The organism is Pelomonas dachongensis, assembly GCF_043555865.1.
GTDB lineage: Bacteria > Pseudomonadota > Gammaproteobacteria > Burkholderiales > Burkholderiaceae_C > Pelomonas > Pelomonas dachongensis.
Genome location: NZ_JBIGHY010000004.1, coordinates 74,926 through 89,467, shown reverse-complemented (window position 1 = coordinate 89,467; position 14,542 = coordinate 74,926). Strand labels below are relative to the sequence as shown.

Sequence of the window (14,542 nt, the reverse complement as noted above, 5' to 3'; positions counted from 1 at the left end):
TCAGATCCGCACCATCTCAAAATCTTCCTTGCGCGCGCCGCAGTCGGGGCAAACCCAGTTCATGTCGACGTCTGCCCATTTGGTGCCCGGCGCAATGCCGTGCTCGGGATCGCCCGTTTCTTCGTCATAGATCCATCCACAGATCAGGCACATCCAAGTACTGGGTTCGCTCACGTGTTGCTCTGGTTTTGCTCACTACAATCGAATCATTCTAGCCAGGGCCCGGAAGCGCAATGCTGAGGGCAAACGCCTGTGCTGAGACTCACGGAACGGCCCATTTAGCGGCAGACTCCACGCTTTTCTGCAGCTCTTCGGCCGCACAGCCCCGACCCTCCATGAGCCCCTCCTCACTCCCCCACGACGCTCAAGCGGATCCGACGCCGGACGACCAGGAAAACCCGCCGCCGGCCTGCGTACTGAGCTTCAATGCCAGCGACGCATGCGGCGCCGGTGGTCTGGCCGGCGACGTCGCCACCATCGCCGCGATGGGCGCGCACTGCCTGCCCGTCGTGACGGCGGTCGTGCTGCGTGACACGGCCGAGACCTTCGAGCACCACAACCTCGACCCTGACGTCGTTGCCGAGCAGGCCCGCCACATCCTGGAAGACGTGCCCATCACGGCCTGGAAGGTCGGCTTCCTCGGCAACGCCGAGGCGGTGAGCGCCGTCGCCGAGGTGCTGAGCGACTACCCCGATGTGCCGCTGGTGACCTACCTGCCCTCCATCGCCTGGATCGACGAGGACGAGCAGCAGAGCTACCTGGACGCGCTGCGCGAGCTGGTGCTGCCGCAGACGGCCGTGCTGGTGGGCAACCACAAGACGATGACCGACTTCCTGCTGCCGGACTGGGACAACGAGCGCACGCCGTCGGCCCGCGAGCTGGCGGTCGCGGCCGCGCAGGCGGGCGCCCAGCATGTGCTCGTCACCGGCATGCAGCTGCCCAACCAGTTCGTGGACAACGTGCTGGCGAACGCTTCCGGCCCCATCGCCGGCGAGAAGTTCGAGCGCTTCGAAACGGCCTTCTTGGGTGCCGGCGACACGCTGGCTGCCGCCCTGGCGGCGCTGCTGTCGGTCGGCGCCGAACTGCACTCCGCGGTCAGCGAGGCATTGTCCTTTCTGGATCAGTCGCTGGACGCGGGCTTCCGCCCCGGCATGGGCAACGTGGTGCCGGATCGCTTCTTCTGGGCGCTGCCGCCAGCCGACGAGGAAGGGGGCGAGCCCGCGTTCGAAGATGTCGAGCCCGAGCAGCCGCCCAAATCGCCTCGGCGCATGCACTGAAACCTATCAAAGCTTTCCGATGGTTACCAATTCGCAGCTGTTCGAACGCGCCGCGCGCGTCATTCCCGGTGGCGTGAACTCGCCGGTACGTGCCTTCCGGGCTGTCGGTGGCACGCCGCGGTTCATTGCACGAGGCCACGGCGCCTACATCTACGACGCCGAAGGCAAGCGCTATGTGGATTACATCGGCTCCTGGGGGCCGATGATCCTGGGCCATGGCCACCCGGCGGTGCTGGAGGCGGTGCAGAAAGCGGCCGTCGAAGGCTTCTCGTTCGGCGCGCCGACCGAGCGCGAGATCGAGCTGGCCGAGCAGATCCTGAAGCTGGTGCCCAGCATGGATCAGGTGCGTCTGGTCAGCTCCGGCACCGAGGCGACGATGAGCGCCATCCGCCTGGCGCGCGGGGCGACAGGCCGGGCGAAGTTCATCAAGTTCGAGGGCTGCTACCACGGCCACACGGACGCGCTGCTGGTCAAGGCCGGCTCGGGCCTGGCCACGTTCGGCCACCCGACCAGCGCGGGCGTCACGCCCGGCGCGGCCGCTGACACGGTGGTCCTGGAGTACAACAACGTCGAGCAGCTGGAAGCCGCGTTCGCGCAGTACGGCAACGAGCTGGCCTGCGTCATCGTGGAGCCCATCGCCGGCAACATGAACTTCGTGCGCGCGTCCGTGCCGTTCATGACCGCGATGCGCGAGTTGTGCACACGGCATGGTGCACTGCTGGTGCTGGACGAGGTCATGACGGGTTTCCGTGTTGCACTGGGCTCCGCACAGTCGCACTACGCCACGCTCATCCCCGGCTTCGCACCAGACATCTCGGTCTTCGGCAAGGTCATTGGCGGCGGCATGCCACTGGCGGCCTTCGGCGCCAGGCGCGAGGTCATGCAACACCTGGCGCCGCTGGGCGGCGTCTACCAAGCCGGCACGCTGTCGGGGAACCCGGTTGCCACGGCCTGCGGCCTGGCGACGCTGAAGGAAATCCAGAAGCCCGGCTTCTTCGAATCGCTGACGGCCAAGACCCAGCAACTGGTGGCAGGCCTGAAGGCGGTGGCCGCCGAGAACGGTGTGCCGTTCAGCGCCGACAGCGAGGGCGGCATGTTCGGCTTCTTCCTGCTGCCGGAGCTGCCGCAGAACTACACCACCGTCATGACGACGGACAAGGAGCGCTTCAACCGCTTCTTCCACGCGATGCTGGATGCCGGCATCTATCTTGCTCCGGCCTTGTACGAGGCAGGTTTCGTGTCGGCCGCGCACAGCGCAACGGACATCGAGACCACGCTTTCGGCCGCGCGCACCGCTCTGCGCTGATCTTCAGGCGCCCCGGGGCGCGACTGCCATGCATCTCCACATCCTCGGCATCTGCGGCACCTTCATGGGCGGCTTGGCGGCGCTCGCGCGCGAGGCCGGCCACCGCGTGACCGGTTGCGACGCCAACGTCTACCCGCCCATGAGCACGCAGCTCGAAGCCCTGGGCATCGAGCTGGTTGAGGGCTTCGGCGCCGAGCAGCTGGAGCTCAAGCCCGACGTCTTCGTCATCGGCAACGTCGTCACGCGCGGCGAGCGCTTCCCGCTGATGGAAGCCATCCTGGACGCCGGCCTGCCCTACGTGTCGGGCCCGCAATGGCTGGCGGAGCACGTGCTGCAAGGCCGCCACGTGTTGGCCGTGGCCGGCACGCATGGCAAGACCACGACGACGTCCATGCTGGCCTGGATCCTGGAGCATGCCGGTCAGAAGCCCGGCTTCCTGGTCGGCGGCGTGCCGCAGAACTTCGGCGTGTCGGCGCGGCTGGGGGCCGTGGAAGCTGCGCTACCGCGCTGCGTGGGCGCGCCGTTCGTCATTGAAGCGGACGAGTACGACACCGCCTTCTTCGACAAGCGCAGCAAGTTCGTGCACTACCGGCCACGCACGGCCATCCTGAACAACCTCGAGCACGACCACGCCGACATCTTCCCTGACCTGGCCGCCATCGAGACGCAGTTCCATCACCTCGTGCGCACCGTGCCCGCGAGCGGCCGGCTGGTCGTCAACGCCCGCGAGGAGGCGCTGCAGCGCGTCATCGCACGCGGCTGCTGGAGCGAGGTGCTCCGCTTCGGCGCCAAAAAAGAGGAGGCCGGCATGCTGCGCGCGCGCGGCGAGCCGCAGGCCTTCGACGTGCTGCGCGGCAGCCTTAAAGTGGCGCGTGTCGAATGGGGACTGATCGGCGAGCACAACCAGCTCAACGCGCTGGCGGCCATTGCCGCAGCGGAGCATGTCGGCGTGACGCCGGAGCAGTCGGCTGCGGCGCTGGCCGAGTTCCAGAACGTGCGCCGGCGCATGGAGTTGCGCGGCGAAATCAGTCGAGCTGGGGGCGTCATCAAGGTCTACGACGACTTCGCGCACCACCCGACCGCCATCCGCACCACCATCAACGGCCTGCGCCGCCGCATCGCGCCGGCCGAGCGCATCCTGGCCATTTTCGAGCCCCGCTCCAACACGATGAAGCTGGGCACGATGAAGGCGCAACTGCCCTGGGCGCTGGAGGAAGCGGACCTGGCCTTCTGCAACCAGCAGGGTCTGAGCTGGGACGCGAAGGAAGCGCTGGCGCCAATGGGCGCGCAAGCGATGGTCGGCGCCGACGTCGAGGATCTCGTCGCGGCCATCATCAAGGCGGTCAAGCCGGGCGACCACCTGCTGTGCATGAGCAACGGCGGTTTTGGCGGCATTCACGACAAGCTCCTGCAAAGCTTGGCCGCCCGAGCCTGAGGCTCGAGGGCGGCATTCACGACAAGCTCCTGCAAAGCTTGGCCGCCCGAGCCTGAGGCTCCAGGACGTCAGCTGCGGGCTGAAGGCGATCGGCCAACAAACGGATTGCACGTCGTACCGCCAGGTGCGGCACCGTCAGACCGACATGGACGCCGTGGAGCGAAGGCGGCGCTCGCCTCGGCGCCGCTTCAGGCGTCCGGCGGAATTTCGATGCCCTTCAGCAGATGACGCATCGACTTGTTCACGTCCTTCGCGTTGATGCGCGGCTTGCGGCCACCGATGAAGTCGCGGATTGCACCAAGCAGTCTGTTCACGTCCGCAGGTTTGGACAGGAAGCAGTCGTAGTCAGAAAACGCGGCTCCGACGACTTCCTCGCTCGTACCGCTGACGAAGACGAAGGGAATGTCACTCCAGGCGGAGTTTGCCCGAACGGCCGTGCCCAATTCCGCGCCATTCATGTGCGGCATCATGAAGTCGGACACGATGACTGCCGGCTTCTCCGTGGCGAGCAGATCCAAGGCGGCCTTCCCATTGGGAGCCGACGCCACCCGATAGCCCTGAGCGGCCAGCACCAGTTCCATCACCTCCGCAGCGCCGTACTCATCTTCAACGACCAAGATCAGCTGCATGGACAACCCTCTCGACGCCCCTCGCGCGTCTACGCCGAGCCTACCAACGCTACAGACGTAGTGGCTGTAGGAGCGCCACGCATCTTTGCAACCGTCAATTGACGCTCTCTCCCTCCCGTAAGCGTCAACAAATTGTCAAACAGAGCTGACACGCCGGGGGCTAGGGGCGTTCCACCTGCAAGCGAGAGTTCGGCGGGGTCCAGCGTAAACAGCGAAGTCGCATGCGCTCGCCTCAGTTCATGGAGTAGTCTGCCGAGGAAACGGTGGCCTCGCTCGGGAAATGCGGACGTGTCCGCAAGCGCTGCAAGGCCGTCCAGCGCGACACGAGCTGCCTTGCGTTCGTGGACTAGGCGCAGGATCTTGTGTCCCATTTCATCCAACGATTCATCGGTTTGCCCGATGGACTGCACATGCAATGCGCCGCTGGCCATCGCCTGTTTCAGCGGAATACCAAACCCCTCGGCCAGCGCGCAGGCATCAAATGGCGTTTCAGGCGAACCGAGAAGAAGAAGGCCAGGCTGTTCTACAGAGGCCTGCGCTGCAAATGCCAGTGCGAGCAGGGTCTTGCCAGTGCCACTCTCGCCGACGGCCAGAGACATCGTGCCTGACCCGACGCCGTCGTAGTTGAGCGCGTCGTCGACGGCTCGAGTGCCCAGCTTGACTCTGCAGGCCGGCGCAGCTTCCTTGGGCCGCAACGGCAGGCTCTCCAGGCGCGGGAAAAACCTGAGGCCATCGCTGGTGATGCAAAAGGAGTGCTGCCCACGCACGACCTCACTGCCGCGGAACTTGCGAACCTGGAAGCGCCTCTCGGCTTTGCCGCGAAACAGGTGATCTTCGAACGTAAAAATGCCGTCAACCATCGTCTGCTCTGCGCTGAGCGCGTTGCCCCGACCGCTGGTCAACAGCAAACAGGTACAGCTCATTGCGATCACGAGGCTCTGCAGCTCGTGCACGAACTGCCGAACGCCTTCATCGATATCCGGCGCGCTGACCACCAGACCATCGACCACCAGCAAGCTTGCACCGCTGCGCGCGAGTTCTCCACGAAGCAGCCCGATCACCGCCTTGAGTCCTTCGGTTTCCAGTTCTCGGTATCCGCTGATATAGAGAACCAGTGAGTTGACCGCAGATTTGTGGAAGAACGCCTGCCCGTCCATGTGCTGGACCATGCGCGCGTGCGACTCCGACAGCATGGTCACGTAGAGCGTTTTCTGCCCTTTAAGCGCGTGGGAATATGCGATCTGGTTGGCGAGCGTTGTCTTCCCAACGCCTGGTGGACCTTCCAGTATGTAGACACCGCCCTCGAACAGGCCGCCGTGCAGGATCTCGTCAAGTCCCGGGATCGTCGTGGGAAATCTGTTCATCGAGCTGAAGTGGACTGGATCGTTGGTGGAGCAGCGCTCCGGGAAACTTGTTTCTATACAGCAATCGTACTGCGAGGGTTGGGGTGCGAAGCCGTTGTGCCGAGCGCGCACCAGCGTTCCAGCCAACAAGCGCGACTGCTATCGCCAGCACAAATCGAATGAAGTCCAGCACGTGCATCGAGATGGAACGTTGGGATATCCGCGGAACGGAAAGCAGATCGAGCACCGGCGGCACGTTCAACACATGCATTCTCAAGCGGCCCTCGCCTCCGAATCCACATCCACATCCACAGTTCCCATGATTCTTCGCGTTGCACATGGTGTCTTCGAAGCCAAAACGGGCCGAGGCACCGTCAGGTGCGCTCGCGGCGCAGCCTTGCATCGGCGTGCCAGACCCCACCGCTCAGAGTCCAAGGCAGCCCATCCAGTTGCGCGCACGCTGGCAGGCGGTGGACGAAGCTCGTTGCCATGCCACAGCGCCGCCTCGACATGGGCTGGAAACGGCTGCGCCAGTGGGCCGGCAGTGTTCTGAGCGGGGGCTGGAGATTCATTGTTGTTGTACTGTATTTTCATACAGTATCATTGCGCCATCGGCCTTGTCGAGCTGCCACATGCCAGGCGTGAAGCGCGCCACGAACGGCAGGGCGGCTTCCCCAAGGCAGCGCTTGCGTTCCCTATGTGCTCGAACTACGAACCCGTCACGGACAACGACCGGCTGCTGGCCTGCTTCGGCATCTCGCTGCCTGACGATGCGGATCCTGCGCCTCATTGCAGTGCCGGCGTCGTGGCGCCTTTCATCGTGCGCTCGGAAGTGAAGTCGCCCGATGCACTGGGTGACGCCAACTTTGGCCTGCTGGGGCTGTTGCCGCACTTTGCGACCGACATCAGTTTTGGCAAGCACACCAACAACTGCCGGACCGAGACGATGAAGTCCAAGCCGGCTTTCCGGGAGAGTTGGTGGGCCGGGCGGCGCTGCGTGATCCCAGTGCAACGGATCTCCGAGTGGAACTACGAGTCGGGACGGCCGCAGATGTGGCAGATCCAGCGAGCTGATGAGGAGCCCATGGGCCTGGCGGGCCTGTGGAGCGAGTGGACAAGCCCAGTGGGCGAGAAGCTGCTGTCGTTCAGCATGCTGACCATCAACGCCGACGGCCATGAAGTCTTTGGGCGCATGAACGCGCCGGACCACGAGAAGCGCATGCCGGTCATCCTGCCGATCAGCGCGCAGGAGTTGTGGTTGTACGGCTCACTGAAGGATGCGCAGCGGCTTCTGGCGCGCTACCCGGCCGAGCATTTGCAGGCTACCCCGCGCGAGCAGACCGCGGCCGCCCGCCGTGAACCCAAGAGCTGGCAGGCCGTGCCGGACATGTTTGCGCCGGAGTGGCATGCAGCTGCTGTCGAAAAGCCGCGCAGGCGCACCACTCGCGTCACCAAGGCCTCGCAACAGGTGCCTCGGCCGCCCGAACACCCCGGCCCCATCACGGGCGATCTCTTCTGACTGGAGTACACATGCAACTCGATCTGAACAGCGTGGAGAGCATCGTCGCCTGGTGGCAGGTCTGGCCTGAACGGCATGATGTCTATCTGGACTACAAGCTCAGCGCGAGCCCGGAGTTCGCGCCCGCCATCCTTGCCGCGCAGCGACGGATTGCAGCCAGTCGCGAGTTGATGGCGCTGTACGAGAGTTCAGTTCAAGAAGGGCGCGTTCAGCAAGCGCAGCTCGCCGAACAGCAGATCACCTTGTCGGCGAGAGAACTCCGTTATCGCGAGTTCGCGATGATGACCTGAGACACGCGCGCGGTGTGCAATGGAGCAGTTGCCGTGTGTCTTGTTGACGGCGCGGTATTGGGCTTGTCAGTGAAAGCTGTCGAGCCCTTTTTTGTGGAGTCGTCGCGTCGCTTTGTAGCCGCAGCGGTCCGGGGCGTTTCCTTCAAGAGCTCAACGACGGGTCAGACTACTGCCCTGCCTTCTGCTGCAGCCACACCTCTTGCCGAAACAAGGCAAGTCTTTCACCAAAGGCAGATCAAATTCCACTGGATCGACAAACGGCGAGCTTTGGCAGCGGCCCGCTGGGAAATGCAGGCGCCTCAGGCGCCCGGTTTGGCCTTACCGCGATTGCTTCTTCTGACGTTGGCGCAAGACCCACGCAACGCTCAGAAACCCGCCAACATCAGGCCACTGCGGCGCGGCTCGGGCACGACGGCACCCTGCTCGACGCCGCTCAGGTTCAGGCGCCAGAAGCCACGAGTGCGGCGAGCCGGCAATGGAGCGCTTGAAGAAATTGCGGCGGCTGTTGCCGGAGCGAACGGGTTGGACTTTGGTGGGGCGCCCCATACATGACCGCGCTTGATGTGGCTGCGACCATTGCCACCGGGTATGACGGCGCTGAGACGGTGAAGGCTTGAGTCGGACCACCTGCGAGCCTGGCAATGATCTCTCGTTATTGCCGGCGCCCACACCAAGACCTCTGCCCGCGCCCCCGGCACGTGCTGCCGCTGATGCGGCGCCCGGCGCTGATGCGGCGCCCGGCGCTGCTTGCAACTCTCGGCAAGGCGCTGGACACCGCCCTTGACGTCCATTGCGCGGCGGGCGCAGGGCTGCGGCGTACATCACAGCGAAAGGTGGCCTGCGCTGGCATTCCTGGGAGGTGGCGCGTTGCAGGGCGGAACTCGGGCTATCGGAGTCGCGGGCGGCTTGCTGTGCGACCGCGTCCATGTCGGCATCGTCAGGACATGGTGAACCGGCCGAAATTTCGACGAGACTGCTCGGCCGCTGCGTAGCAGTAGCGGTTGTCGGGCAGCCGCCCAAAGCTGAACGGCGGCACGTGATGGGGCACCATTCAGTGCAACTTATCGACAACCGCCCCGCACGAATCGCTCCGCTTGTGGATGTCACTGACGTTGTTGCCGAGGAACCTGTGCTTGTTCACCGTTTGACCTGGATCGGGCCCAGCCCCGCCTTTTCGCTGAGGCAGGTGGCAGAGGTCATCGTCGCGGACGATGCTGATGATTTCGTGCTGGAGGCGGGTTGGCAAGGCAGTGACTTCTTCGTCATTGGGCCGCTGGAACATGGTCTGCCCGTGCCGGACCTCTTGCGGCTTATCCGCAAGCGCAGCCAAGCTGGCGTGGTGGTGCTGGGTCAGGGAAGCGCTCCGATCGCAAGTCTGCTGCGCGCGGGTGCGGATTTCGTGCTGCCGGGCGACGCGGGTGCCGATGATGTTCAGGCCGCCATTGAAGCCGTGCAAAGACGGGTGCATCCACCCGGCGCCACCAATGCACCCTGGACGTTCGCCGCGGCGAGCTCACGCCTGCTCACCCCAGAAGGCTACGAGATTGACTTGAGCGAAGCCGAGCAGCAAGTCATTGCCAGCTTCGCGCTCGCGTCGGGCGAGCCTGTAAGCCGCGAGCAGTTGATGCATCGTGTCTGGGGTCAAAGTGCTGCACGTTGCAGCGACAACGCCCTGCAAGCCGTCATGTACCGACTCCGACGTCGCATTCAACAAAGCGGGGCGGCTTTCGCGCCCATCCAGTCTGTGGCAAAGGTCGGCTATCGGTTCTGCGCGCCCCTGGCGACGGAACCAGCGGCCGCAGAACCCTCGTCAGACTTGATTCAGCGCCACCACGTGCGCCTGCAAGGGCCTGCGGCCGCCAGCCCGCCGCTGGTATTCATTCACGGCTATGCCTGCGACCAGGGCGTCTGGGACGGCACAATTCGCGCCCTGGGGCCACAGCGCCGGACCTTGTCCTACGACCTGGCAGGGCACGGCGGTTCATCTCCACGAACCTACAGCGTGGGCCGGCATGCAACGCTGGATGGGCACGCCAAAGATTTGATTCAAATCTGCAGCGCTGCGGATCTGGATCAGCCGGTGCTGGTGGGGCATTCGGTGGGCGCCTCCATCGGCTTGCTGGCCGCAGTGCGCCTTCCACAACACTTCAAGGCGTTGGTCCTGGTCACGCCTTCCGCGAGTTACGTCAACGACGCGACATACGAAGGTGGCTTTGAGCGCGACGAGCTGTTGGCGCTGCTGAAGGAGATGGATGCGGACTACCTGCCTTGGGCGCGACGCCTCGCCCCTGAACTGATGGCGGCGCCGCGATCTCACGCATTGTCCAAGTCGCTCACGGAACGCTTCTGCCGTTGCGACCCTTCGGTGGCGCAACATTTTGGTCGGGTGAGTTTCCTGACCGATCAGCGAGCGCTGCTACCGCTCGTACAACTTCCCACGCTGATCATTCAATGCCGAGACGATCCGCTGGTGCCCCGGGCGGTCGGTGACTACATGCATGCCGCCATGCCGCAGAGCAAGCTGGTTCGACTGGATGTTCCGGGCCATTGCCCGCACCTCAGCGCTCCGGATCAAGTCAAGATTGCCATCGACGACTTTTGCGCAAGCCTGGGCTGACCGGTTGGGTTGAGACCCCCTCTGGACCGTCTGTGTCGGTGACTTGGCGCCATCGAAGGACGACTGCGTCAATCCGCAGGCGCCGTGTCCACGGCCTGAACCTCGGCGTCTGCCGCAGAGGAACGGCAATCACCAGCGCTGGCCCGTTCCTCTTCAACCGCCGTCCTGCACGCACCCTGGGCTGCCGATGGGAAATCGGCCGGGTCGGAAAGCGTCTGGACTGCTGGGGTCATGGCCGCGCTGGCTTCCGACAACGTGTCAACGGACTGCTTGTGACAACCCGTCAGGCGTGACGAGCTCCACGCTTTCCGTCAGAAAATACAACCACATACGTCAGATCTGACGATACTTCTTGTTGCAGAAGACAAGAGGCGAATGGGAGCGGGTCCACCGAAACAGGCTGGCCAGGTCGAGCGCGCCAACGCATCTGTGGTGTCGCTTGCCTCTGCTTCAACCCGAAGACTGCCCCATTGCCTGATATGCCATCTCCTCAGATCTCCGTGCTCGACCTCACCGCACGCATCGGCGCGTCCGCACTGGAGCAACTCGGGGTGGCTGGGGTGACCGGCTTCGGCAAGTGGACGGACATCCCTCTGGCCCAGGTCGCACGTGCGCCGCGCATCGACTGGCACCGCCCTTCCAGCTCTGCGGACTTGGCCGCCCTGAACCCCAACCCCGCGGCCCTGGCGGTCTTGGTGGGACCCGGTTCCCTCGCACTTCTCGCTGAGGCGCTGACCCAACCCAGCATGGCCGACGCGCCGGCCGTCTGGTTCCTCCTGCTGCCCACTGCGGTAATGGAGCAAATCGCCCTCACCCGCTTCATCGCCACCCAGCGGCGTGAGGGTGTGACCAAGTACCAACTGCCCAACAGCGACCCACAAACGCTTTGGTTCGTGCTGATGGAGCAATTGACCAAAGTTGAACTGCTGAACGACCACTTTCTTAACGACGAGAACCGAGAAATCCATATGACGACGAATCTGAAGCCCTCCATGGATGCCGCGATGACGATTGACGGCGCGTTGGCCGTGGCGCTGGTGGACTATCGCAGCGGCATGTGCCTGGCCCAAGCTGGGGGCGGCCTCAACCTAGAGCTGGCAGCTGCAGGCAACACGCAAGTCGTGCGCGCAAAGCTCAAGACGATGGAGACGCTGGGCATCCGCAACGGCATCGAGGACATCTTGATCACGCTCGCCAATCAGTACCACCTGATCCGCCTGGTACCCAACGCGGAAGGCCTCTTTTTGTACCTGGTGCTCGACCGCGCGAAGGGCAACTTGGCACTGGCTCGCTACAAGCTGACCGACGTGGAGCGCTCCCTCAAGGTGTAGTCGTCAAACCGCGCGAAGGCCTGCGTGCAGGTTCTGAGCCGACAGTGCATCCGGCATGCGAGTGTTCGTCCTTGGGCGCGATCGTTCGACAGGCCCATTTAGAGAGCGATGGTCAGGCTTCGTCGGCTGACGCCTAGGAGGCATGCAAAAGATGTTCAAGTTCGATCAACAAACCATCAAGTCGAAGCTGACGATGGCTTTCTCGATCCTGGTCGCCATCTTGGTCGCCATGACGGCGTTATCTATCGCGAGCCTGAGCAAGTCTCAGGGCAGCTTCAATAGTTTCGTGACGGAAGAGTTCAGCCGAGGAAGCCTTGCTAGAGACATCCGCGCGGCGGCCAGCGCTCGCGCCATCTCTGCACGCAACCTGATTCTGCTGACCAGCGCAGAAGACATCCAGGCGGAGACGGTCGCCGTCAAAGGAGCTCATGACCGCGTGCAGGAACGGCTTGCGGCACTTCGCAAGGCGGTGGACTCCGCCCAGAGCGTGAGTGCCGCAGAGCGCGATCTGCTTGAACGCATGATCGAGCTCGAATCCAAGTACGGACCGGTTGCCCTGGACATTGTGGCCAAGGCACTCGCCGGCCAAAAGGAGCAGGCGATTGAGAAGATGAACGCCGAATGCCAGCCGCTGCTCAAGGCGCTGATTGCGAATACGGCCGACTACTCGAACCTGATCGCGCAAGGCGGGATGGCCAAGATCGAGGCGTCGGCTGGCGAATTCGAGCTGGAACGCTCGCTGCTGATGGGCGCCTCGGTCGTGTCAATGGCGATCGCCGTCTTGATGGGTTTCGCCATCCACCGAAGTCTCATGAGATCTCTCGGCGCGGACCCGGTTTCCCTCAGTGCTGCCGCCCGACAAGTGGCCTCGGGCAACCTGAGTCCGCTGAAGGCACCCGGGGCCGTACCTGCCACCAGCGTGCTCGCTTGTCTGCAGGACATGCAGTCCGCCTTGGCCGGCATCGTCAGTCAGGTGAGGTCAACGGCCACGTCCCTCGAGGCGGGTTCGAAAGAGATTGCAACGGGCAATTCGGACCTGTCAGTACGCACAGAGCAACAGGCCACGAGCCTGCAGCAGAACGCCTCCTCCATGGAGCAGATGACCGCCACGGTGCGGCAGAACGCGGAAACTGCACAAGAGGCCAGCCGTCTGGCGCTGTCGGCGCGTAAGGCTGCTGAGAATGGCGGGGCTGTTGTTCGCCAGGTGGTGTCCACCATGGATGAGATCAGTGACAGCTCCAGCAGGATCGCCGACATCACCAGTGTGATTGACGGCATCGCGTTTCAAACCAACATCTTGGCGCTCAATGCCTCCGTTGAAGCGGCACGAGCAGGCGACCAGGGCCGCGGCTTTGCCGTTGTAGCCGGCGAGGTACGCAATCTTGCACAACGCAGTGCCCTGGCAGCCAAAGAAATCAAGGCGCTTATTGATGCCAGCGTCACAAAGGTCGTCGTTGGTTCCAGCCTGGTCAATGACGCCGGTTCAGCCATGACCGCCATCGTGGACGAAGTCAAACGTGTTGCCGACCTGATCGCAGAGATCAGCCGGGCAACTCAAGAGCAGGCCAACGGCATCAACCACGTCAGCAGCTCGGTGGCGAGGCTGGATGAATCGACCCAGCAAAATGCGGCGCTGGTCGAGCAGATGGCCTCCGCGGCCGGCGTGCTGAATCAACAGGCGCAAGGGTTGGTGCATTCCGTAGCTGTCTTCAGATTAGTCCAGAAAACCATCTAGTTGTTGAGTTTGCAGTCGGTTGTACCGGCATGCTCCGGCGCCGCCTCGACGACCAAATTCGGCGCGTGACACTGCGAGTTCGATGCTCGGCTCGACGTGATGTGCACGAAGACCGGCGCAGCCGTCACATGCCGCGTCCGGGTCCGAAACCTCCAACACAGGCTGTCCATCGAGTCGCTGTCAAAGCGGCTGCGCGCACACGGGGAGTACGCCGATGTGGTGCCGGTGGCATTGCTGGCGGATGGCGTCAAGGATCGCAACGCAACCAAGGCCAAGATCCGCGCACTGCTCAACGTATTGGCTGGCAACGAGTCAGCCAGCGCCGCCCTGTCTGGCGTGCCAGATGCATCTCGGCTCGCCGCAGCCACTCCGGACGACCTGGTGATCGTGACCTTCGCCGGGCACGGCTACGTGGATTATCCAGGGACTTTCTATCTGCTGCCGCAGGACTTCGGCGCGAAGGGCAGCACTCGTCTGATCTCATAAGTCCTGTCGGCATCGGCGATCAGCACTGAGGATTTGGCGTCCTGGATTCGCGATGTGGATGCGGGAGAGTTTGCGCTGATCATCGATGCCTGTCACTCTGACGCCTCGGTAGCCTCGCCTGGATTCCGACCAGGGCCGCTGGGGACCCGTGGACTGGGGCAGCTCGCATACGACAAGGGGACCCGTATCCTCGCGGCCAGCCAGGCCGAAGATGTGGCGGCGGAGGATCCCTCGCTCAAGCATGGCCTGTTGACATTCGCGCTGATGCAGGGTGGTCTTGCTTCGAGCCGCGCCGACTTCAAGCCAGCCGACAAGAGCATCAGCCTCGAGGAACTGCTGGCCTACGGGAGGTCGGCGTGCCGGTGCTCGAGCAAGAGCTCCGCAGCGGCAAGCGGGCCGGCGCCGATGGGCTTCGAGCGGCAAAGGATATCGGCCTGTCGACAGCCGATCGTCGGGTGCAGCGGCCAAGGCTATTCAACTTCGCGCGGCGTGGAGAAGGGCCGGCGTTGGGTACGCCAACGTGACGGTCGGCCAAACCGAACGCTCTGACGAATGGGTCGCTGCACTCCTTTCG

General features: G+C 63.8%; 13 protein-coding genes. 10 read left to right on the top strand and 3 right to left on the bottom strand.

The features are described from left to right. The gene (locus ACG02S_RS12525; protein ID WP_394471142.1) at positions 1-153 is read right to left on the bottom strand and encodes a rubredoxin; all 153 of its coding nucleotides are present in this window, start codon (positions 151-153) and stop codon (positions 1-3) included. Between the two features lie 182 nt (positions 154-335). Between ACG02S_RS12525 and thiD the strand changes: the two genes are divergently transcribed. Genes thiD through mpl form a run of 3 tightly spaced genes read left to right on the top strand, consistent with a single transcriptional unit; the run spans position 336 to position 4,018 of the window. After that, positions 336-1,277 (top strand): bifunctional hydroxymethylpyrimidine kinase/phosphomethylpyrimidine kinase, encoded by a 942-nt coding sequence (gene thiD / locus ACG02S_RS12520; protein ID WP_394470798.1) that lies wholly within the window; start codon positions 336-338, stop codon positions 1,275-1,277. 19 nt (positions 1,278-1,296) lie between these two features. Further along, entirely contained in the window at positions 1,297-2,583 is a 1,287-nt protein-coding gene (hemL, locus tag ACG02S_RS12515; RefSeq protein ID WP_394470797.1) for a glutamate-1-semialdehyde 2,1-aminomutase, read from the top strand. A gap of 28 nt (positions 2,584-2,611) precedes the next feature. Further along, on the top strand, positions 2,612-4,018 hold the full coding sequence (gene mpl / locus ACG02S_RS12510; protein ID WP_394470796.1) for a UDP-N-acetylmuramate:L-alanyl-gamma-D-glutamyl-meso-diaminopimelate ligase: 1,407 nt from the start codon (positions 2,612-2,614) through the stop codon (positions 4,016-4,018). A gap of 188 nt (positions 4,019-4,206) precedes the next feature. Here the strand turns inward: mpl and ACG02S_RS12505 are convergent, their stop codons facing one another. Together ACG02S_RS12505 and ACG02S_RS12500 are read right to left on the bottom strand one after the other, a co-directional pair. Further along, positions 4,207-4,647, bottom strand: a complete 441-nt coding sequence (locus ACG02S_RS12505) for a response regulator (RefSeq protein WP_394470795.1) — start codon at positions 4,645-4,647, stop codon at positions 4,207-4,209. 29 nt (positions 4,648-4,676) lie between these two features. Beyond that, positions 4,677-6,122 carry an RAD55 family ATPase gene (locus ACG02S_RS12500; protein ID WP_394471141.1) on the bottom strand — a complete coding sequence of 482 codons (1,446 nt, stop codon included), beginning with the start codon at positions 6,120-6,122 and terminating at the stop codon, positions 4,677-4,679. A 565-nt stretch (positions 6,123-6,687) separates the two neighbouring features. On the opposite strand from ACG02S_RS12500, the gene ACG02S_RS12495 reads away from it, so the two are divergent. From ACG02S_RS12495 to ACG02S_RS12465, 7 genes are all read left to right on the top strand, one after another. Next, complete coding sequence (locus ACG02S_RS12495) at positions 6,688-7,509, top strand: SOS response-associated peptidase (RefSeq protein WP_394470794.1); 822 nt, start codon at positions 6,688-6,690, stop codon at positions 7,507-7,509. A gap of 11 nt (positions 7,510-7,520) precedes the next feature. After that, positions 7,521-7,799 carry a hypothetical protein gene (locus ACG02S_RS12490; RefSeq protein WP_394470793.1) on the top strand — a complete coding sequence of 93 codons (279 nt, stop codon included), beginning with the start codon at positions 7,521-7,523 and terminating at the stop codon, positions 7,797-7,799. A gap of 1,096 nt (positions 7,800-8,895) precedes the next feature. Continuing rightward, positions 8,896-10,416, top strand: coding sequence for an alpha/beta fold hydrolase (locus ACG02S_RS12485; RefSeq protein ID WP_394470792.1), 1,521 nt, complete (start codon positions 8,896-8,898; stop codon positions 10,414-10,416). A 968-nt stretch (positions 10,417-11,384) separates the two neighbouring features. Next, positions 11,385-11,747, top strand: a complete 363-nt coding sequence (locus tag ACG02S_RS12480; RefSeq protein ID WP_394471140.1) for a hypothetical protein — start codon at positions 11,385-11,387, stop codon at positions 11,745-11,747. A 142-nt stretch (positions 11,748-11,889) separates the two neighbouring features. Beyond that, positions 11,890-13,482, top strand: coding sequence for a methyl-accepting chemotaxis protein (locus tag ACG02S_RS12475; RefSeq protein WP_394470791.1), 1,593 nt, complete (start codon positions 11,890-11,892; stop codon positions 13,480-13,482). A gap of 99 nt (positions 13,483-13,581) precedes the next feature. Beyond that, entirely contained in the window at positions 13,582-13,968 is a 387-nt protein-coding gene (locus ACG02S_RS12470; protein WP_394470790.1) for a hypothetical protein, read from the top strand. 33 nt (positions 13,969-14,001) lie between these two features. Next, positions 14,002-14,517 (top strand): hypothetical protein, encoded by a 516-nt coding sequence (locus ACG02S_RS12465; protein ID WP_394470789.1) that lies wholly within the window; start codon positions 14,002-14,004, stop codon positions 14,515-14,517. Positions 14,518-14,542: the final 25 nt, after the last annotated feature.

Bases quoted from the DNA above. Each gene is read 5' to 3' on its own strand.
- ACG02S_RS12525 (WP_394471142.1), bottom strand. From the start codon at position 153: ATGTGCCTGATCTGTGGATGGATCTATGACGAAGAAACGGGCGATCCC.
- thiD (WP_394470798.1), top strand. From the start codon at position 336: ATGAGCCCCTCCTCACTCCCCCACGACGCTCAAGCGGATCCGACGCCG.
- hemL (WP_394470797.1), top strand. From the start codon at position 1,297: ATGGTTACCAATTCGCAGCTGTTCGAACGCGCCGCGCGCGTCATTCCC.
- mpl (WP_394470796.1), top strand. From the start codon at position 2,612: ATGCATCTCCACATCCTCGGCATCTGCGGCACCTTCATGGGCGGCTTG.
- ACG02S_RS12505 (WP_394470795.1), bottom strand. From the start codon at position 4,647: ATGCAGCTGATCTTGGTCGTTGAAGATGAGTACGGCGCTGCGGAGGTG.
- ACG02S_RS12495 (WP_394470794.1), top strand. From the start codon at position 6,688: ATGTGCTCGAACTACGAACCCGTCACGGACAACGACCGGCTGCTGGCC.
- ACG02S_RS12490 (WP_394470793.1), top strand. From the start codon at position 7,521: ATGCAACTCGATCTGAACAGCGTGGAGAGCATCGTCGCCTGGTGGCAG.
- ACG02S_RS12480 (WP_394471140.1), top strand. From the start codon at position 11,385: ATGACGACGAATCTGAAGCCCTCCATGGATGCCGCGATGACGATTGAC.
- ACG02S_RS12475 (WP_394470791.1), top strand. From the start codon at position 11,890: ATGCAAAAGATGTTCAAGTTCGATCAACAAACCATCAAGTCGAAGCTG.
- ACG02S_RS12470 (WP_394470790.1), top strand. From the start codon at position 13,582: ATGTGCACGAAGACCGGCGCAGCCGTCACATGCCGCGTCCGGGTCCGA.